The sequence below is a fragment of the Paraburkholderia sp. SIMBA_030 genome, assembly GCF_046535245.1.
Classification (GTDB): Bacteria; Pseudomonadota; Gammaproteobacteria; order Burkholderiales; family Burkholderiaceae; genus Paraburkholderia.
In genome coordinates this window covers 132073-152536 of sequence record NZ_JAWRXB010000022.1, presented here as the reverse complement: position 1 = coordinate 152536, position 20464 = coordinate 132073, and the positions used below count along the sequence as shown (strand labels likewise).

The 20464-nt window shown below is 62.6% G+C and carries 19 protein-coding genes; 13 read left to right on the top strand and 6 right to left on the bottom strand.

Annotated elements, in window-relative coordinates:
- Positions 1-38: 38 nt before the first annotated feature.
- Positions 39-1226 (bottom strand): MFS transporter, encoded by a 1188-nt coding sequence (locus tag SB772_RS31685; RefSeq protein ID WP_410837090.1) that lies wholly within the window; start codon positions 1224-1226, stop codon positions 39-41.
- 331 nt (positions 1227-1557) lie between these two features.
- Between SB772_RS31685 and uvrA the strand changes: the two genes are divergently transcribed.
- Both uvrA and SB772_RS31675 read left to right on the top strand, forming a co-directional pair.
- Positions 1558-4431, top strand: a complete 2874-nt coding sequence (uvrA, locus tag SB772_RS31680; protein ID WP_410837089.1) for an excinuclease ABC subunit UvrA — start codon at positions 1558-1560, stop codon at positions 4429-4431.
- A 35-nt stretch (positions 4432-4466) separates the two neighbouring features.
- Positions 4467-5552, top strand: coding sequence for an AI-2E family transporter (locus SB772_RS31675; protein WP_410837088.1), 1086 nt, complete (start codon positions 4467-4469; stop codon positions 5550-5552).
- A gap of 123 nt (positions 5553-5675) precedes the next feature.
- Here SB772_RS31675 and purU read toward each other — a convergent pair whose 3' ends face one another.
- The 5 genes from purU to SB772_RS31650 form a co-directional block, all read right to left on the bottom strand.
- Positions 5676-6545, bottom strand: coding sequence for a formyltetrahydrofolate deformylase (purU, locus tag SB772_RS31670; protein WP_410837087.1), 870 nt, complete (start codon positions 6543-6545; stop codon positions 5676-5678).
- A 131-nt stretch (positions 6546-6676) separates the two neighbouring features.
- The gene (locus SB772_RS31665; protein ID WP_410837086.1) at positions 6677-7525 is read right to left on the bottom strand and encodes an NUDIX hydrolase; all 849 of its coding nucleotides are present in this window, start codon (positions 7523-7525) and stop codon (positions 6677-6679) included.
- Between the two features lie 33 nt (positions 7526-7558).
- Positions 7559-8173, bottom strand: a complete 615-nt coding sequence (locus tag SB772_RS31660) for a LysE family translocator (RefSeq protein ID WP_410837085.1) — start codon at positions 8171-8173, stop codon at positions 7559-7561.
- Positions 8174-8218: 45 nt separating this feature from the next.
- A complete protein-coding gene (locus SB772_RS31655) occupies positions 8219-8785 on the bottom strand; it encodes an adenine phosphoribosyltransferase (protein ID WP_410837084.1) in 567 nt (188 codons plus the stop codon).
- A 73-nt stretch (positions 8786-8858) separates the two neighbouring features.
- Positions 8859-10862: a cation:proton antiporter gene (locus SB772_RS31650; RefSeq protein ID WP_410837102.1), complete on the bottom strand. Its 2004-nt coding sequence runs from the start codon at positions 10860-10862 to the stop codon at positions 8859-8861.
- Between the two features lie 149 nt (positions 10863-11011).
- Here SB772_RS31650 and kdsD point away from each other — a divergent pair, with 149 nt between their 5' ends.
- From kdsD to SB772_RS31595, 11 genes are all read left to right on the top strand, one after another.
- Positions 11012-11995 carry an arabinose 5-phosphate isomerase KdsD gene (gene kdsD / locus SB772_RS31645; protein ID WP_410837083.1) on the top strand — a complete coding sequence of 328 codons (984 nt, stop codon included), beginning with the start codon at positions 11012-11014 and terminating at the stop codon, positions 11993-11995.
- A complete protein-coding gene (locus SB772_RS31640) occupies positions 11995-12555 on the top strand; it encodes a KdsC family phosphatase (protein ID WP_410837082.1) in 561 nt (186 codons plus the stop codon). Before kdsD ends, SB772_RS31640 begins: the two co-directional genes overlap by 1 nt.
- Positions 12552-13160 (top strand): LPS export ABC transporter periplasmic protein LptC, encoded by a 609-nt coding sequence (lptC, locus tag SB772_RS31635; protein ID WP_410837081.1) that lies wholly within the window; start codon positions 12552-12554, stop codon positions 13158-13160. The genes SB772_RS31640 and lptC overlap by 4 nt, the downstream gene beginning before the upstream one ends.
- Before the next feature lie 20 nt (positions 13161-13180).
- Positions 13181-13852, top strand: a complete 672-nt coding sequence (gene lptA, locus SB772_RS31630) for a lipopolysaccharide transport periplasmic protein LptA (RefSeq protein ID WP_410837080.1) — start codon at positions 13181-13183, stop codon at positions 13850-13852.
- Positions 13849-14634, top strand: a complete 786-nt coding sequence (lptB, locus tag SB772_RS31625; protein WP_410837079.1) for an LPS export ABC transporter ATP-binding protein — start codon at positions 13849-13851, stop codon at positions 14632-14634. Before lptA ends, lptB begins: the two co-directional genes overlap by 4 nt.
- Before the next feature lie 188 nt (positions 14635-14822).
- Positions 14823-16340 carry an RNA polymerase factor sigma-54 gene (locus SB772_RS31620; protein ID WP_410837078.1) on the top strand — a complete coding sequence of 506 codons (1518 nt, stop codon included), beginning with the start codon at positions 14823-14825 and terminating at the stop codon, positions 16338-16340.
- Between the two features lie 169 nt (positions 16341-16509).
- Entirely contained in the window at positions 16510-16869 is a 360-nt protein-coding gene (hpf, locus tag SB772_RS31615) for a ribosome hibernation-promoting factor, HPF/YfiA family (protein ID WP_115099572.1), read from the top strand.
- Positions 16870-17180: 311 nt separating this feature from the next.
- Positions 17181-17696, top strand: a complete 516-nt coding sequence (locus SB772_RS31610; protein ID WP_410837077.1) for a PTS sugar transporter subunit IIA — start codon at positions 17181-17183, stop codon at positions 17694-17696.
- 126 nt (positions 17697-17822) lie between these two features.
- Positions 17823-18791, top strand: a complete 969-nt coding sequence (gene hprK / locus SB772_RS31605) for an HPr(Ser) kinase/phosphatase (RefSeq protein ID WP_410837076.1) — start codon at positions 17823-17825, stop codon at positions 18789-18791.
- A 99-nt stretch (positions 18792-18890) separates the two neighbouring features.
- On the top strand, positions 18891-19784 hold the full coding sequence (gene rapZ / locus SB772_RS31600) for an RNase adapter RapZ (protein WP_410837075.1): 894 nt from the start codon (positions 18891-18893) through the stop codon (positions 19782-19784).
- Between the two features lie 39 nt (positions 19785-19823).
- Complete coding sequence (locus SB772_RS31595) at positions 19824-20459, top strand: LON peptidase substrate-binding domain-containing protein (RefSeq protein ID WP_410837074.1); 636 nt, start codon at positions 19824-19826, stop codon at positions 20457-20459.
- Positions 20460-20464: the final 5 nt, after the last annotated feature.

Here is a 20464-nt window from a genome sequence, read left to right as displayed (position 1 = left end):
CGCCGCCGGGTGAGTTCTGGGTGAGTCCTTAGACCCCGCTACGCCTTGCGAGGCGGCTGTTTCATGTTTGCGGCGATTATAAGCCAGCACAAAACAAGCCCCGAACAAGTAAAGAATACGGCGCTTTGCCCGTCCACTTTCAGCAGCCAGCCGCCGATCATCCCGCCCAGTGCCAGACCGATCGACTGCGTGGTGTTGTACACGCCGGCAGCCGCGCCCTTGCGGGTTCCCGGCGCCAGTTTCGACACCAGCGAAGGCTGCGATGCTTCAAGAATATTGAAGCCGAGAAAGTAGACAAAAAGGATCGCCGCCACACTCAGAATCGTATGCGGTGCGACGCCCAACAACAACTGTCCGATCAGGATAAGACCGATGGCGGACAGCAGCACGATTTTCATTTTCCCGCGTTTTTCGGCAGCGATGATCGCCGGGACCATCATCACGAATGAGAGGCCCATGACCGGCAAGTACACTTTCCAATGCGATGCGACCGGCAGGCCGCCGGCTTCGAGAATGCGCGGCACCACGAGGAACAACGCGGTTTGGGTCGCGTGCAGCACCAGCACGCCGAAGTTCAGGCGCAGCAGTTCGACGTTGTGCAGCACTTCGGCGAACGGCGCGCGCACGTGCACCGGCTTGGGCGCATCGGGCACGACCCACAGCACCACGCCGACCGCCAGAATCGAGAAAACGCCGACCAGCGTAAACAGCCCGCTCATACCGAGCCACTGGAATACGATCGGCGCACCGACAATGGCTATCGCGAAGGAAACGCCAATGCTGCCGCCGACCATCGCCATCGCCTTGGTGCGATGCTCTTCAGCGGTGAGATCGGCGATAAAGGCGAGCACCGCCGACGACACCGCGCCCATCCCCTGAACCACCCGCCCGACGATGATCCACGTCATGTCGTGCGCGCCTGCCGCGATGAAGCTGCCAAGCGCGAAGATCAACAACCCGGTCGCAATGACCGGCTTGCGACCCACCTTGTCGGAAACCCAGCCATAGAAGATGTACAGCATCGACTGCGTCACGCCGTACGCGCCCAGCGCGATGCCGACCAGCAGTACATTGTCGCCGCCCGGGATGGTCTTCGCGTAGATCGAGAACACCGGCATGATCATGAAGAGACCGAGCATGCGCAGCGCGAAGATGGCGGCAAGCGACACGGTCGCGCGCAGTTCAGGCGCGCTCATGCGTGAGGATGTAGCGGACGGATTGGACATCGGGAGCGTTCTTTGAATGAGCTGGACGGCATACCGCAAGCGGCCCGCCCGCGATGCGGCCACAGCCGGGCGGCGTACCGCAAGGCGGCGGAAAGCATGCGGCGCGGCGCCGGACCGGCGGCCTTGCCGCACACCCGCCGGTGCCTCGCTGTGCCTTGTACTCGCGAAAAACGGCCCCAGTTAGAACCATCCTCCGCAGCGCCGGACTGCAGCCTTACAGCTTGCCTCCCACCTTGTTCGGGCTGTCAGGAAGCCGTAACTGCGGTCTTGAAAAGTCGTTATAGTAGCAGGTTTAGCCTCCTCCTCTTTCCGCCAGGTCATGGAATAACGCGTGGAACAAATCCGTATCCGTGGGGCTCGCACCCACAACCTGAAGAACGTCAATCTCGACCTCCCGCGTCACAAGCTTGTCGTGATAACGGGCCTATCCGGCTCGGGCAAATCGTCGCTTGCGTTCGACACGCTCTATGCGGAAGGACAGCGGCGTTACGTCGAAAGTCTCTCCGCCTACGCACGCCAGTTCCTGCAATTGATGGAAAAGCCGGACGTCGATCTGATCGAAGGGCTGTCCCCGGCGATCTCGATCGAGCAGAAAGCGACCTCTCACAATCCGCGCTCCACGGTCGGCACCGTCACCGAAATTCACGACTATTTGCGGCTGCTGTTCGCACGGGTCGGCACGCCCTACTGTCCTGACCACGAAATTCCGCTGGAAGCGCAGAGCGTCTCGCAGATGGTCGACGCGGCGCTCGCGTTGCCGGAAGAGACCAGATTGATGATCCTCGCGCCCGTGGTGGCGAACCGCAAAGGCGAACACGTCGAACTATTCGAGGAAATGCAGGCGCAGGGTTTTATCCGCTTTCGCGTCCGTTCGGGCGGCGGCACCGCGAACGAAGGCGTCGCAAAAATCTATGAAGTCGACTCGCTGCCGAAGCTCAAGAAAAACGACAAGCATACGATCGACGTCGTAATCGACCGCCTGAAGGTGCGCGGCGATATGAAGCAGCGTCTCGCCGAATCGTTCGAAACGGCGCTGCGTCTCGCCGACGGCCGCGCGATCGCACTCGAAATGGACTCGGACAAGGAGCATCTGTTCAGCTCGAAGTTCGCCTGCCCGATCTGCTCGTATTCGCTGCAGGAGCTGGAGCCGCGCCTCTTCTCGTTCAACAATCCGATGGGCGCGTGCCCGGAGTGCGACGGCCTCGGCCAGATCACTTTCTTCGATCCGAAGCGAGTGGTCGCGCATCCGTCGCTGTCGCTCGCGGCCGGCGCGGTGAAGGGCTGGGACCGGCGCAACCAGTTTTACTTCCAGATGCTGCAAAGTCTCGCGGCATTCTACGAGTTCGACATCGACACGGCCGTCGAAGACCTGCCGGAAAAAGTCCGCAAAATCCTGCTGTTCGGTTCGGGCAAGCAGGAGATTCCGTTCTCCTACATCAACGAACGCGGCCGCACCTCGGTGCGCGAACATGTGTTCGAAGGGATCATTCCGAATCTGGAACGGCGTTACCGCGAGACCGATTCGGTCGCGGTGCGCGAAGAACTCGCGAAGTACCAGAACAACCAGCCCTGCCCAGCATGCGCGGGCACCCGGCTGCGCCGCGAAGCGCGTTTCGTGCGGATCGGCGCGAATGGCGACGCGCGCGGCATCTTCGAAATCAGCGGCTGGCCGCTGCGCGATGCGCTCGGCTATTTCCAGACGCTGCGGCTCGAAGGCTCGAAGCGCGAGATCGCCGACAAGGTCGTCAAGGAAATCGTCGCGCGGCTGATGTTCCTGAATAACGTCGGGCTCGATTATCTGTCGCTCGAACGCAGCGCGGAAACGCTGTCGGGCGGCGAGGCGCAGCGCATTCGCCTCGCCTCGCAGATCGGCTCGGGTTTGACCGGCGTGATGTATGTGCTGGACGAGCCGTCGATCGGTCTGCATCAGCGCGACAACGACCGGCTGATCGCCACGCTCAAGCATCTGCGCGATCTGGGCAACTCGGTGATCGTCGTCGAGCACGATGAAGACATGATCCGGATGGCCGATTACGTGGTCGACATGGGGCCGGGCGCGGGCGAACACGGCGGCATGGTGATCGCCGAAGGCACGCCCAGGCAGGTGGAGGCGAACGCGGCGTCGATGACCGGACAGTACATGTCCGGCGCCCGCAACATCGTATTTCCGGACGAACGCAAGGACCCGGACGAGCGGCGTCTGCGCATCGTCGAGGCGTACGGCAACAATCTGCAGCATGTGTCGCTCGATCTGCCGGTCGGTCTGCTGACCTGCGTGACCGGCGTGTCCGGTTCCGGCAAGTCGACGCTGATCAACGACACGCTGTATCACGCGGTCGCGCATCACCTGTACGGCTCGTCCGCCGAGCCGGCGCCGTACGAATCGATCGAGGGCCTGGAGCACTTCGACAAGGTCATCAACGTCGACCAGTCGCCGATCGGCCGCACGCCGCGCTCGAATCCGGCCACGTACACCGGTCTCTTCACGCCGATCCGCGAACTGTTCTCGGGCGTGCCGGCGTCGAAGGAGCGCGGCTACGATCCGGGCCGGTTCTCGTTCAACGTGAAGGGCGGACGCTGCGAATCCTGCCAGGGCGACGGCGTGCTGAAAGTGGAGATGCACTTTTTGCCGGACGTGTACGTTCCCTGCGACGTCTGTCACGGCAAGCGCTACAACCGCGAAACGCTCGACGTGCAGTACAAAGGCAAGAACATCAGCGAAGTCCTCGATATGACAGTCGAGAATGCTTATGAGTTTTTCAAGCCGGTTCCGGTCGTCGCGCGCAAGCTGAAAACCTTGCTGGACGTGGGCTTGGGCTATATCCGGCTAGGCCAGTCGGCCACCACGTTGTCGGGCGGCGAAGCGCAGCGCGTCAAACTATCTTTGGAACTGAGCAAGCGCGATACCGGTCGCACGCTCTATATTCTTGACGAACCGACCACCGGCCTGCACTTTCACGATATCTCGCTGTTGCTGGAAGTTATTCACCGGCTACGAGATCAGGGTAATACCGTCGTGATCATCGAGCATAATCTCGATGTAATCAAAACTGCCGACTGGGTCATCGATCTTGGTCCGGAAGGCGGAGCAGGCGGCGGTCAAATCATCGCGCAAGGTACGCCGGAGCAGATTGCGAAGTCGAAGGCAAGTTTTACCGGTAAATATCTGGCGCCTTTGCTGAAACGCACGGCTAGTAACAAGTAACGCTGCACAACACGGGTTGGGGACGGGAATAAGCCATGGCCAAGCGGAATCAGGCGCGCGACGATGGGGAGGTGCAGGATCTGCGTCCACGCCCGGTCAGGCTGACGAGCGATATGAGCCTGCCGAAGCTGTCGGCAGTCGAAATCGGCAGTTATGTGCTGATGCTGGTTGGAATGTGGGCGGTGATCGAACTGCGGCTGCTCGGCGCGCTGCTCGCGGGCCTGCTCGTGTTCCAGCTGGTGCACACGATCGCGCCGCGCATCGAACAGCATATGTCGAGTCAGCGCGCGCGCTGGCTCGCGGTGGTGCTGCTCTCGGTGGTGATCGTGGGTGCGCTGACGGGGCTGACGCTCGGCATCATCGAGCACTTCGAGAACGACGTGCCGAGCGTGCAGAAGCTGCTCGACCAGGCGATGCAGTTGATCGACCAGGCGCGCGGCCGGATTCCGCAATTCATCGCCAACTATCTGCCGGTCGATACCGAGCAGATGAAGACGAAGGCGACCGAGCTGATGCAAACGCACGCCAACATGCTGCAGCAAAGCGGCAAGACAGCGGCGCGCGTGTTCGCGCACATTCTGATCGGCATGATCATCGGCGCGATCATCGCAGTCGGCGCGCAGAAGCATATGCAGCGACTGCCGCTGTCCACGGCCTTCGTCACGCGCGTGGCCCGTTTCGCCGACGCCTTCCGCCGCATCGTGTTCGCCCAGGTGAAGATTTCCGCGATCAATGCGGTCTTCACCGGCATCTTCCTGCTGGCGGTGCTGCCGATCTTTCACGATCAGTTGCCGCTGTCGAAAACGCTGGTGCTCGTGACGTTCATCGTCGGCCTGCTGCCGGTGATCGGCAATCTGATCTCGAACACGATCATCGTCGCGGTGGCGCTGTCGGTGAGCTTTCCGGCGGCGGTCATGTCGCTGGTGTTCCTGATCCTGATTCACAAGCTGGAGTACTTCCTGAACGCGCGCATCGTCGGCGGACAGATCGAGGCGCGCGCCTGGGAACTGCTGATCGCCATGCTCGTGATGGAAGCGGCGTTCGGTCTCACCGGCGTGGTGGCCGCACCGATTTTCTATGCGTATATCAAGCGGGAATTGATTTATCTGCGGCTGGTGTAATCGCCGGGCGCGTAAGCAGGCAATAAAGCGGCACTTCGGTGCCGTTTTTTTCGTCCGGCGCGCGCTTGCAGTGAGCTGCCGGGCCGTGGACCGGCCGGCCAACTGCAAGCGCATCATGCACTTCTAGCGAAACACCACCGTCTTGCTGCCGTTCAACACGATGCGATGCTCGACGTGCCACTTCACCGCGCGCGCAAGCGTCACGCATTCGACGTCGCGGCCGATTGCCGTCAATTGCTCCGGCGTCATGCTGTGATCGACCCGTTCCACTTCCTGCTCGATGATCGGACCTTCGTCGAGATCCGTCGTCACGTAGTGCGCAGTCGCGCCGATCAGCTTCACGCCGCGGTCGAACGCCTGGTAATACGGCTTCGCGCCCTTGAAGCTCGGCAGGAACGAATGGTGAATATTGATGGCGCGGCCCGCCAGCGCTTCGCACAGCTTCGGCGACAGAATCTGCATGTAGCGCGCGAGCACCACCAGATCCGCTTGATGCTCGTCGATCACTTCGAGTACGCGTGCTTCCTGTGCGGCCTTCGCGTCGGGCGTGCCGCCCAGTAGCGGGAAGTGATGGAACGGGATGTCGTAGCTGGCGGCGAGCTGGTAGAACTCCTTGTGGTTCGAGATGATCGCCGGAATCTCGATACCCAACTGACCGGTGCGGTAGCGGAATAGCAGATCGTTCAGGCAATGGCCGATCTTCGACACCATGATCACGACGCGCGGTTTCACCGACGCATCGTGCAACTCCCAGCGCATGCTGAACTGTTCGGCGAGCGTCGCGAACGACGTGCGCAACGTACTCAGACCCGGATCGCCGCCCACCTGCTGAAAATGCACGCGCATGAAGAACTCGCCGGTGCCGCTGTCGCCGAATTGCGCGGAGTCGAGAATATTGCTGCCACGCTCGAACAGGAAGCCCGAAACCGCGTGGACGATGCCGGGCCGGTCGGCGCACGACAGTTTGAGGATAAAGCTGTGATCGGTCGACATGACCTGGGTGACTCCCTTCTTCAAAGCGTGATTTGTTGGCGTGGTTTCTTCGCGTGGTTTCTTCGGTACGGCGCCTGCGCGACGCGCAGCAGCGCGTTCGTCATACAAGCGGTAACGCGAACTACTTAAGGTTATGCGAGCACGGGCGGCGCAAACAATGTGTCGATTCCCGGACACGCGTCTTCATCGATCCAGCGGCGGCGCAGCAGGCAATCCAGCGTGGCAAGACTCGCGTCCACGGTCATCGCGCCTTCTTCGATCCAGCGCGCGACTTCGTCGATGCGCGCGAGCCGATGCTCACCCACTTCGCCGTCCTGATTGCGCGGCGCGAAATCGGCCGGCAGCGCGAGGTCGTAGACGAAGATCTGTTCGGCCTGCGTGCCTTCCGGCAACGATTGCAGCACATGTGCGGTGCGGCCCGCCACGGCACGCGCGGCGATCTCCTCGGGAATGCCGGCTTCTTCCCAGCACTCCTTGATGATCGTCGCCTCGATGCCGAAGCCCCAACCGATCCCACCCGCCACGACATTGTCGAGCATGCCGGGATCGGTCGCCTTGGTGTCGCTGCGGCGCGCGATCCACAATTGCGGCGCGCCATCGTCGTATTCTACGACGCCGTTCAGATGCACCGCGTAGGTCATCGTGCCGAAGAAGCGCGATGCCGCGCGTTCGATGTACGCGAGCGGCGGCGCGTCGAAGGCATTGCGGATCGCGTAGGTCTCGTTGCGCCAGCCGGGAATCCGACCTTCGGCGGCGAGCGCGCCGATCACGGAGCCCAGTGCCGCGCTGCGCAGATCGACGGTGTCGAAGGCCGGGGCCAGCGTCACGCGTGTGCTGTCGATTTCAAATACGTCGGGCCAACGTGTCAGCAGCGGCACGTCGGTCGAGCGGATCCAGCCGACCTGTTCGGCGTCGATCCGGAACGGCAGATGCGCGTGAACGTCGAAACAGCGCGCGGCGGTGATGCAAGGCAAAGTCATTTAAAGCTCCAATCTGTTCTTCAGCCGCCGTCTTCAGTCGCGCAACGCCACACGAATCCCGATCGCGATGAACGTTGCACCGGCGAGGCGATCGAGCCACACGCCGACTCGCGGCCGGCGCTTCAGCCAGCCGCCGATCATCCCCGCGCATACGCCGAACAGCGAGAACACCACCACCGTCTGCAGCATGAACAGCATGCCGAGTTCGAGCATTTGGACCGTCACGCTCTGCGCGCCGTGCGGTTGCACGAACTGCGGCAGGAACACGACGAAGAACAGCGTCACCTTCGGATTCAGCAGATTGCCGAGCACGCTTTGGCGAAATACCGCTATCAACGGTCGCGGCGCGCGCTCATGCGCGGTCGCGAGCCCTTGGCTACGCAACGCCTTGATGCCGATCCAGGTCAGATAGGCGGCGCCGGCCAGCTTGATCGCCTCGAACGCCACCGGCGACGAGCGCAACAATGCGGCGACGCCGAGCGCGGCCAATGTAGTGTGAAACGTGATGCCGGCAGCAAAGCCGAGCGCAGCGACGAGGCCGGCCGCGCGGCCTTGCGAAATACCGCGTGCGAGCACCTGCAGATTGTCAGGACCGGGCGCCATCGTGATGGCAATCGATGTGGCGAGAAACAACAGGAAATCGGGCATCGTTCTTACCTTCTTTGCGTGCAGGCAGAAATTCGCGTCCGGCGCTCAATGCCCGCCGAATTCGGTCACCGTATAGAGCGGCAGGCCCGCCTTGCGCAACAGCGCCGAGCCGCCCAGTTCGGGCAGATCGATAATCGCCGCGCCTTCGACCACCACCGCGCCGATCCGCTCCAGCAGAATCTTGCCGGCCATCATCGTGCCGCCGGTGGCGATGAGGTCGTCGACGATGACGATGCGGTCGCCCGGCTTGCAGGCATCCTCGTGAATCTCGACGGTAGCGGTGCCGTATTCGAGTTCGTACGACTCCGACACGCGCTTGTACGGCAGCTTGCCCTGCTTGCGGATCGGGATGAAGCCGAGGTTCAGCTCGTGCGCGATGATCGGCCCGATGATGAAACCGCGCGCATCCAGACCGGCGACGTAGTCGAGCTTCGCGTCGATATAGCGCTGCACGAACAGGTCGATCAGCACGCGCAGCGACTTCGGGCATTGCAGCAGCGGCGTGATATCGCGAAACTGCACGCCCGGCTGCGGCCAGTCGGGCACCGTGCGAATCTTGCTTTTGACGAACTCGGCCGCATCGAGCGGCGCGCCCGCGAGCGCGTTGGACATGATGACTCCGGATGGACCTCGACAGGTCCGATGAATCGGTAAATGAACTCACCGAGGCCGGACCCGGTGCCTGTCAGGCCGCAGCCGCCCCGGCCCGGCGATGCTTCGAGAGCCGCTCCTCGGCTTCGGCCAGCTGTTCGGGCAGACCGCGCAGCACCACGATATCGCTTGCGCGCAGCTTGGTGGACGGGTCCGGCTCGACGCCGCGAATGCCGTGCCGGCGGATTGCCGTCACGTCGACGCCCATCTCGAACAGCCCCAGTTCCGCCAGCGTGCGGCCCACAGCGTCCGAGTTTTCATCGACCGGCACCGATTGTAGCCGCACCTGTTCGTGACCGTCGTCGTCTTCGATGTCGTCGGCGCCGTGGAAATAGCCGCGCAGCAGCGCATAACGCTCGTCGCGCATTTCCTCGACCCGCCGCACCACCCGTCGCATCGGCACGCCCATGACCACCAGCGTGTGCGAGGCCAGCATCAGACTGCCTTCGACGATTTCCGGAATCACTTCGGTCGCGCCGGCGGCCAGCAGCTTTTCCAGGTCGGCATCGTCGACGGTACGCACGATCACCGGCAGCGTCGGTTCCAGTTCGTGGATGTTATGCAGCACGCGCAGCGCCGACGGCGTGTTCGCGTAGGTGATCGCGATCGCGGCGGCGCGATGAATACCGGCAGCGAGCAGCGATTCGCGCCGCCCCGCATCGCCGAACACGACCGATTCGCCGGCGGCGGCCGCAGCTGTCACACGGTCCGGGTCCAGGTCCAAAGCGACGTACGACAGACCTTCGTGTTCCAGCATCCGCGCCAGATTCTGCCCGGCCCGGCCATAGCCGCAGATGATCACGTGACCGCTTTGCTTCAGGCTCTGCGTCGCGATACGCGTCATCTGCAACGATTGCATCATCCATTCAGTCGACGACAGCCGCAGCACGATGCGGTCCGCGTTCTGGATCAGGAACGGCGCGGCCAGCATCGACAGCAGCATCGCCGCGAGAATCGCCTGGAGCAGCGTTGCGTCCACCAGATGCTTGTCGAGAATCAGATTCAACAGCACGAAGCCGAATTCGCCGGCCTGCGCGAGGCCGATACCGGTGCGCATCGCGACGCCCGGCGACGCGCCGAAGAGGCGCGACAGCCCCGTCACCATCACCGCCTTCAGCAGGATCGGCCCGACCAGGAAGCCGAGCACGATAAACGGATGGTCCCAGAGCACGCGCGGGTTGAGCAGCATGCCGGTGGTCACGAAGAACAAACCCAGCAGCACGTCCCGAAACGGCTTGATGTCTTCTTCCACCTGATGCCGGTATGGCGTTTCGGCGATCAGCATGCCGGCGATAAACGCGCCGAGCGCCAGCGAGAGGCCGAACTTGTCCGTGATAAACGCGGCGCCGAGCGTCACCAGCAGCAGATTGAGAATGAACAATTCCTGAGAGCGGCGCCGCGCCACCACGTTGAACCAGCGCGTCATGAAGCGCTGCCCCACGATCAACAGCAACGCCAACGCCACGACGATCTTGATCGCCGCCACCCCGAGCGCGCTGACGAGGTCTTTCGAATCGCCGCCCAACGCCGAGATGATGATCAACAACGGCACCACCGCCAGATCCTGGAACAGCAGCACGCCGAAGATATTGCGGCCGTGCTCGGTTTCGATTTCGAGCCGCTCCGCGAGCATCTTGCTGACGATCGCCGTCGACGACATCGCCAGCGCGCCGCCCAGCGCCACACTCGCCTGCCATGTGATGTGCACCCAGCGCTCCAGCACGAGGCCGAGCGTCACCGCGACCACGATCGTACCGATCACCTGCAACAGGCCGAGGCCGAATACCAGCGTGCGCATCGAGCGCAGCTTGGCCAACGAAAACTCCAGCCCGATCGAGAACATCAGGAACACGACGCCGAATTCGGCGAGATTCTGCGCGCCGGCCGAATCCGGAATCAGACCGAATGCGTGCGGACCCACGACGATGCCGACCGTCAGATAGCCGAGCATCGGCGGAAGATTCAGAAAACGAAACACCACCACACCCGCTACTGAAGCCAGCAGCAGGAACAGCGTCATTTCGAGTGGGGAAATCATCGGCAAAAACGCATGGGTAAAGCGTCCTCGTTCGTCAGCGGAACCGCGCACGCAAAGCGCCGTGCGACAAGGTTGAGGGGCCGGTGAAGGCAGCGGCTTGGCACAGCAGGCCCGGCGCGGCGAACAAGCGCCTTTGCTATACTCCGCGAATGATAGCGAAAATCAATGGCGACCGGGCACTCGCGCTCGCTCGTGACGTGCTCGACATCGAAGCGGACGCCGTGCGCGCGCTTCGCGATCAACTCGACGATGGCTTCGTCGGGGCGGTCGATTTCATTCTGGGTTGCCGTGGACGCGTAGTCGTTTCCGGCATCGGCAAATCGGGGCACGTGGCCCGCAAGCTGGCGGCCACGCTCGCCAGCACCGGCACACCCGCGTTCTTCGTTCACCCCGCGGAAGCCAGTCACGGCGATCTCGGCATGATCACCGCCGACGACGTCTTCGTCGCGTTGTCGAATTCCGGCGAAACCGAAGAACTGGTGTCCATTCTGCCGCTGATCAAGCGCATGGGCGCAAAACTGATCGCGATGACGGGCCGGCCGTCGTCGAGCCTCGCGCAAGTGGCAGACGTGCATCTGAATTCCGGCGTGTCGAAAGAAGCATGTCCGCTGAATCTTGCGCCGACCGCCAGCACCACCGCCGCGCTCGCGCTCGGCGATGCGCTCGCGCTCGCGGTGCTGGATGCGCGCGGTTTCGGCCCGGACGACTTTGCCCGCTCGCATCCGGGCGGCGCGCTCGGCCGGCGCCTGCTCACTTACGTACGCGACGTGATGCGCACCGGCGACCAGCTGCCGAAGGTAACGCCCGAGGCCACCGTACGCGACGCGCTGTTCCAGTTGACCGCCAAACGCATGGGCATGACGGCGATCATCGATCACGAAGGTCGCGTCGCCGGCATTTTCACCGACGGCGACTTGCGCCGCGTGCTCGAACGCAGCGGCGATTTCCGCGATTTGCCGATCGCCTCGGTGATGACCGCCGGCCCGCGCACTATCGGCCCGGACCAACTTGCCGTGGAAGCGGTGGAACTGATGGAGCGCCACCGGATCAATCAGATGCTGGTCGTCGACGAGGCAGGCAAGCTGATCGGCGCACTCAATATGCACGACCTGTTCTCGAAGAAGGTGATCTGATGGCCGCCGCGCCCCTTACCGCGACCGAACGCGCAAGCCGCGTCAAGCTGATGATTTTCGACGTCGACGGCGTGCTGACCGACGGCGGCCTGCTGTTTACGGCGGAAGGCGACACGATGAAGGCGTTCAACTCGATGGACGGCCACGGCATGAAACTGCTGCGCGAAGCCGGCATCGAGACGGCAATCATCACCGGCCGCAAGTCGGGTATCGTCGCGGCGCGGGCGAAGGAAATGCACATCACCCATGTCTATCAGGGCGTGCAGGACAAACCCCAGGCGTTCGCGGACCTGCTCAAGCAAACCGGCATGACGCCGGAAGAATGCGGCTACATGGGCGACGACTGGGTCGATCTCGGCGTGATGCTGAAAGTGGGATTCGCGGCGGCGCCGGCCAATTCGCATCCTGAAGTGATCGCCCGCGCCCACTGGGTGAGCGAAGCGCGCGGCGGTCACGGAGCGGCACGCGAAGTCTGCGACACCTTGCTGCGCGCGCAGCACAAATACGAGGCGCTTCTCGCGGCCGCCTGCAGCGGCGAACAGCGAGGCCTCGTCGGATGAACCAGTTCCGCCTGACCTCACTGATTCCGCTCGTTGCAATGGCGGCGCTCGCCGGCATCACGTGGTGGCTGCTGCAAGCCACGATGCCGCGGCAAAACGAAGGCGTGGTGCGCCCGAAGGAGCATACGCCCGACTACTTCGCGGATAACTTCTCGGTTTCCGAACTCGACCAGTCAGGCTCGACGCAATACCGCCTGACCGCAACGCACCTGATCCATTACGAAGACGACGAACTGAGCGATCTGGTCAAGCCGGCCATGCGCGCGTTCCAGCCGGGCAAGCCGATCGTCACCGCGACCGGCGACACCGGCAAGGTGAACGGCGACGCGTCGATCGTGGATCTGTACGACAATGCGCGCATTCTGCGGGCGGCCGGCAACGGCGATCCGCAGATGCAAGCGGATTCGCAGCATTTTAGGGTGCTGGTCAACGACGATGTGATCAAGACCGAAAAGCCGGTTAAACTTCAGCGCGGCGTGTCGGTGATGACAGCCAGCGGCATGAACTACAACAACGTCACCCGGGTTATGCAGCTGTTCGGCAACGTGCGCGGCGCGATCGCCGCGTCCGAAGGCACCGCCAGCTCGCCTAGGCAACCCGGGTAATCCATTCCAGGCGTGACTGCATGAACGAATCGTTCCCCCGTTTTGATACCGGCCGCACGCGCACCCTGTCCGCGTGCCGCGCCGGACTCGCTGCGCTCTTTGTCGCGTTGCCGCTCGCCGGCTTCGCGCCGCTTGCGCACGCGGATCGCGCTGACAAGGACAAGCCGCTGAATATCGAAGCGGACAACATGACTTACGACGACCTGAAGCAGGTCAACATCTTCACCGGCCACGTGGTGGCGACCAAAGGCACGATCGTGATCAAGGCCGATCGCGTCGAAGTGACGCAAGACCCGCAGGGCTATCAGTACGCCACCGGCACGTCGTCGGGCGGCAATCTGTCGTATTTCCGCCAGAAACGCGAAGGCCTCGACGAATACATTGAAGGCACGGCAATTCGCATCGACTACGACGGCAAGCAGGATCTGACCACGCTGACTACCAACTCCACCGTGAAACGCCTGCAAGGTCTGTCCACGGTCATGGACCAGGTGCACGGCAGCGTCATCACGTATGACGGCCAGAACGACTTCTACACCGCGAAGGCGGGCAAGGACGTCGCCGGCCCGGGCAATCCGAGCGGCCGCGTGCGTGCCATGCTGTCGCCGCGCAACGGCGGCGCCGCGCCGCTGAGCGGCGCATCGGCCACACTCGCGCCGTCCACCACGATCCAGGGAGCGCCGAACCAGTGAACTCCTCCGCCTCCCTCCCCAATCGCAAGCCGGCCGGCACCAGCAGTTCGCTGGTAGTGCGCAGCCTGAAAAAGCGTTACGGCTCGCGCACGGTCGTCAAAGACGTATCGCTCGACGTCAAAAGCGGCGAAGTGGTCGGTCTGCTTGGCCCCAACGGCGCCGGCAAAACCACCTCGTTTTATATGATCGTCGGCCTCGTGCCGCTCGATGCGGGCGAAATCGATCTGGACGGCAAGTCGATCAGCCTGCTGCCGATTCATAAGCGCGCGTCGCTGGGTTTGTCATATCTGCCGCAGGAAGCTTCGGTGTTCCGCAAGCTCAGCGTCGAAGAAAACATTCGCGCGGTGCTGGAATTGCAGCACGAAGACAACGGCAAGCGGCTCTCGAAAGACGCCATTACCAACCGCACCGAAGCGTTGCTCGACGAACTGCAGATCGCTCATCTACGCGAGAATCCGGCGTTGTCGCTGTCGGGCGGCGAGCGGCGCCGGGTTGAAATTGCGCGCGCGCTGGCCACCAATCCGAGCTTCATTCTGCTCGACGAACCGTTCGCCGGCGTCGATCCGATTGCGGTTCTGGAAATCCAGAAGATCGTCAAGTTCCTGAAACAGCGTAATATCGGCGTGCTCATCACCGATCACAACGTGCGCGAAACGCTCGGCATCTGCGATCACGCCTACATCATCAGCGACGGCAGCGTGCTGGCCGCCGGAGCACCAAGCGACATCATCGAAAACGAAAGCGTGCGGCGCGTCTATCTGGGCGAACACTTCCGCATGTAAGTACACAAGGGATTGCCGGCGGAGCGAGCGCGCCTCATCCGCCGACCCCTTTGCGGGAACCGCACATCAGCACTTTTGAGCTGGGCCGTCCCGCGCCCGGCGCCGCCGAAAACCGGCGCACGCGTTATTGCGAATGTCGCAAGGTATCGCGGTCGTGGCAAACTCTCTACAATGAATCTCAACTTGCCATGAAAGCCAGCCTCCAACTCCGCCTATCGCAGCATCTTGCGCTGACCCCGCAACTGCAGCAGTCCATCCGGCTGCTTCAGCTGTCTACGCTCGAACTGCAGCAGGAAGTCGCCATGGCGATCTCGCAGAATCCGCTCCTCGAGAACGAGGATGACTGGATCGCGAGCCCCCTGCGCGTGGCGGCGGACGGCTCGCTGATCACCCAGGCACCCAACTCCTCCGCGCCGCCCGACCAGATGGGCGGCAATACGTCGTCCTCGTCCACCAGCAGCAGCGAGCGTGCCGAGAACGGCGAGCCGCAGGGCGTCGACGAATATAACGGCCTCGCGGGAGAGGGTAACGGCGACGCTTCGCAATGGAATCTCGACGACTACGGCCGCTCCGGCAACGCGTCGGACGACGACGATCTGCCGCCGCTGCAAATCCACGAATCGAGCACCTCGCTGCGCGATCACCTGATGGCGCAATTGCGCGTCACCCAGGCGGGCCAGCGCGACCGCGCGCTGATCACCTTCCTGATCGAATCGCTTGACGACGACGGCTACCTCACCGCCACGCTGGACGAAGTGCTGGCCGACATGCCCGAAGAGCTCGAAGTCGACCTCGACGAATTGAACGCCGCACTCGCGCTGCTGCATAGTTTCGACCCGGCAGGCGTCGGCGCGCGCTCCGCGTCCGAATGTCTCAAGCTGCAACTGCTGCGGCTCGACGGCTCGCCTACCCGCACGCTCGCACTCGACATCGTTGCCCACCACCTGGAACTGCTCGCAGCGCGCGACTTCACACGCCTGCGCAAACATCTGAAGGCTAACGACGACGATCTGCGCGATGCGCATCTGTTGATACGCTCGCTCGAACCGTTTCCCGGCGCGGCTTACGGCAAGGCGGAAGCGGACTATGTCGTGCCGGACATCATGGTGCGCAAAACGGCACAGGGCTGGCAGGCGGAACTGAACCCGGAAGTCGTGCCGAAGCTGCGGATCAACCATCTGTACGCGAATATTCTGCGCAATAACCGGGGCGATCCGGGCAGCGGATCGTTGCGCCAGCAACTGCAGGAAGCGCGCTGGCTGATCAAGAATATCCAGCAGCGCTTCGAGACGATCCTGAGGGTCGCGCAAGCTATTGTCGAGCGTCAAAAGAGCTTTTTTGTGCACGGCGAAATTGCCATGCGCCCCTTGGTTTTGCGGGAAATTGCTGATACGCTGGGCCTACACGAGTCGACTGTCTCGCGTGTGACAACCGGTAAATACATGCTGACCCCATTCGGGACGCTTGAATTTAAGTACTTCTTCGGATCACACGTTTCAACCGACACGGGCGGCGCGGCCTCCTCCACGGCGATTCGCGCGCTCATCAAGCAACTGATAGGAGCGGAAAACCCGAAATCTCCTCTTTCAGACAGCCGCATAGCCGAACTGCTGGCGGAACAGGGCTTCGTGGTCGCACGGCGTACCGTTGCGAAGTATCGCGAAGCGCTCAAGATTCCGGCAGTCAACCTGCGCAAGTCTCTGTAGCCCGTCGCCTCCCGCGGCGGGCATTTACCGGCCGCTCCGCAGTTGGCGGACAGGCCGGCCGATGCGACCTGCCAGCAGTCAGTCACCGGGGGGCGACTCAGGCAAGCCGACAATCGACCGGACCTACGTCATCGTGCGGAACAAGCGGCATCTAGCTTGGAGAAGCACTATGAATCTGCAGATCAGTGGACACCACCTCGAAGTAACGCCTGCGTTGCGCGAATACGTGATCACCAAACTGGATAGGGTGCTAAGACATTTTGATCAGGTCATCGACGGCAGTGTGGTCCTCTCGGTCGACAACCATAAGGAAAAGGAAAAGCGTCAAAAGGTTGAAATCAACCTGCATTTGAAGGGCAAAGATATCTTTGTCGAGAGCTGTGACAGCGACCTCTACGCTGCGATCGATCTGATGATCGACAAGCTCGACCGGCAAGTGATACGCCACAAAGATCGGCTGCAGGGCCATCAGCACGAAGCGATCAAGTACCAACCGCTGGCGCCGCAAGTTGACGTGCCGCCGCAATAAGGAAAACCGGAACGTTTTCCTTACCCAGCTAAACCGCCCGAAACCGGGCGGTTTTTCGTTTCTGGGCCGCTCCTGGGTTGATCTTGGGCCGCTTTTGAACCGTGCGAGCCCCGTCTCCTGCTCCGGCGTCGCGACCGTTGTACCCATCGAACAAACCTGTCACGCATCGATGGCGCGCCGCACCATCCGTGCCTACCCTGTTCTATAATGTTCCGGTTAGCATCGGGGTCGAGCGAGCTCAAACGGAAGTTGGCCGGCCGGAGTCCTGCGCTTTCGGACTCCAATGCACATCGCCGTGAGCATCAAAACGAATGGAACACCACTCAAACGCCCCAGCGAGGAGAGCCCAGGCCACGTTTTCGCCTGTCAACATGAATCGTTTAGCCAAATTTCTTCCCCTCGAGAACGTCGTCGTCGGTCTATCGGTCACCAGCAAGAAACGTGTGTTCGAGCAAGCGGGCCTGATCTTCGAGAACCAGAACGGCATCGCCCGTAGCACGGTCACTGACAATCTGTTTGCGCGCGAGCGCCTCGGATCGACGGGGCTTGGTGAAGGCGTCGCGATTCCGCATGGCCGGATCAAAGGCTTGAAGCAGCCGCTCGCCGCGTTCGTCCGCCTCGCCGAAGCCATCCCCTTCGAATCGCCCGACGGTCAGCCGGTTTCGCTGCTGATCTTCCTGCTGGTGCCTGAACAGGCCACCCAGCAGCACCTCGAAATCCTCTCGGAGATCGCCCAGTTGCTCTCCGATCGCGAAGCCCGCGAGCGGCTGCACACGGAAGAAAATCGCGAATCGTTGCATCGCCTGCTCACTCAGTGGCAACCTTGATGCATCGGCGGTTATCCGCACGCCGGTTCCCCGCGAGCTTGCGGGTTCAGCCCTGCATGGCGCACGGTCCGCGTTAGCGCGGCCATACCTTGCCGGGCAAGCGGCCCACACTGGAGTCACTGACTCATGGATACGTCCAGCATCAACGCCCAGAGCATTTTCGACGACAACGCCGCCACGCTGAAGCTGAGCTGGCTGACGGGGCATGAAGGCTGGGAGCGCGGCTTTTCTTCGGAATCGGTCGCCAATGCCACGTCGAGCGCCGATCTTGTCGGCCACTTGAACCTGATCCACCCGAACCGGATTCAGGTGCTCGGCGAAGCCGAAATCGACTACTACAAGCGCCAAACCGACGAAGACCGCTCGCGCAATATGGCCGAGCTGATCGCACTGGAACCGCCGTTTCTGGTGGTGGCGGGCGGCGTCGCCGCGCCGCCTGAACTGGTGCTGCGCTGCACGCGCTCGTCGACGCCGCTCTTCACCACGCCGATGTCCGCCGCTGCGGTGATCGACAGCCTGCGCCTCTACATGTCGCGCATTCTGGCGCCGCGCGCCACGCTGCACGGCGTATTCCTCGACATCCTCGGCATGGGCGTGTTGCTTACCGGCGATTCGGGCCTCGGCAAGAGCGAACTCGGGCTGGAACTGATCAGCCGCGGCCACGGCCTCGTGGCCGACGACGCGGTGGATTTCGTGCGCCTCGGCCCGGATTTCGTCGAAGGGCGCTGCCCGCCGCTGTTGCAAAACCTGCTCGAAGTGCGTGGCCTCGGATTGCTCGACATCAAGACGATCTTCGGCGAAACCGCGGTACGCCGCAAAATGAAGCTGAAGCTGATCGTGCAACTGGTGCGCCGTCCTGACGGCGAATTCCAGCGGTTGCCGCTCGAAAGCCAAACCGTCGACGTGCTCGGCCTGCCGATCAGCAAAGTCACGATTCAGGTGGCGGCCGGCCGCAACCTCGCGGTGCTGGTCGAAGCGGCGGTACGCAACACGATTCTGCAACTGCGCGGCATCGATACGTTGCGCGACTTCATGGACCGTCAGCGCCTGGCGATGCAGGATCCCGATAGCCAGTTTCCCGGCAAATTGATCTGAGTCCGTGCCACCGCGTCTCGCGTCGCGGCCAGCGGCGGGCTGCAGGGCGCGCGCACGGAGACCAGATGCTATGATGAAATGTACGGATTTCACGACTCCATGCGCATAATCCTGATTACCGGTATTTCCGGCTCCGGCAAGTCAGTTGCCCTGAACGCGCTTGAAGACGCGGGCTATTACTGCGTCGACAATTTGCCGCCGCGTTTTCTGCCGCAACTGGCCAATTACCTTGCCGAGGACGGGCAAGACCGCCTCGCGGTTGCCATCGACGCGCGCTCGAGCGCTTCGCTCGACGAAATGCCCGCGATGATCCGCGACCTGTCGCGCGCCCACGACGTGCGCGTCCTGTTCCTCAACGCAAGCACGCAATCGCTGATTCAGCGCTTCTCCGAAACCCGCCGCCGGCATCCGTTGTCAGGCTCGACCGCGCACGACGCGGACGTCGGCTTGCTGACCTCGCTCGCCGAAGCGATCGAACGCGAACGCGAACTCGTGGCGGGCCTCGCCGAATTCGGCCACCAGATCGACACCAGCAATCTGCGCGCGAACGTGCTGCGCGCGTGGGTCAAACGCTTCATCGAGCAGGAGCATTCCGGTCTCGTGCTGATGTTCGAGTCGTTCGGCTTCAAACGCGGCGTGCCGCTCGATGCCGATTTCGTGTTCGACGTACGCACGCTGCCGAACCCGTACTACGATCATGAATTGCGACCGCTTACGGGCCTCGATAAGCCTGTGATCGATTTTCTCGATGCGCTGCCGGTCGTCCACGAAATGATCGACGACATCGAGACGTTTCTCGCCAAATGGCTGCCGCGTTTCCGCGACGACAACCGCAGTTATCTGACCGTCGCGATCGGTTGCACGGGCGGCCAGCACCGTTCGGTGTTCATTGCCGAGACGCTCGCCGCGCGTCTCGCAGGTCAGGCGAATGTGATTGTGCGGCACCGCGATGCGCCGGTCGACATCGGCGAATCATCGAAGTTAGTGGCTTAACCGGCCGCATCGCGCGGCCTCAACTCGAAGCGTTGCGCCATGTCTTCTACTTCTGCTGTGCTTGCCGATGTGCCGCTGTTTCCGCTGCATACGGTGCTGTTCCCTGACGGGCTGCTGCCCCTGAAAATCTTCGAGGCGCGCTACCTCGATATGGCGCGCGACTGTCTGCGTGACAAAACGCCGTTCGGCGTGTGCCTGCTGAAAAGCGGTGCCGAGGTGGCGCGCGCCGAGGAGCCTTCGGTGCCGGAAGCAATCGGCTGTCTCGCCGAAATCGAAGAGTGCGATGTCGAAGCCTTCGGCATGCTGCTGATTCGTGCGCGCGGCACCAGGCGCTTTCGCCTCCTGTCGCATCGCGTGGAGAGCAGCGGCTTGCTGGTCGGCATGGCCGAGCCGCTCGGCGACGACGTGCCGCTCGAGGGCAATCAGCGTCTGGCCAAATTCGGCGCCTGCGCGGAAGTACTTGAACGAATCATCGCGACGATTCGCGAACGCGATCCGGATAGCTTGCCGTTCGCCGAACCGTTCAGGCTCGACGATCCGTCGTGGGTGTCGAACCGTCTCGCCGAAGTGCTGCCGATTGCGCTGCGCGCCCGCCAGAAACTGATGGAATTGCAGGACGCCGGCGCGCGGATCGACGTGGTTCATCACTACATGCAGCAGCATCAACTGCTTTAGCAGCC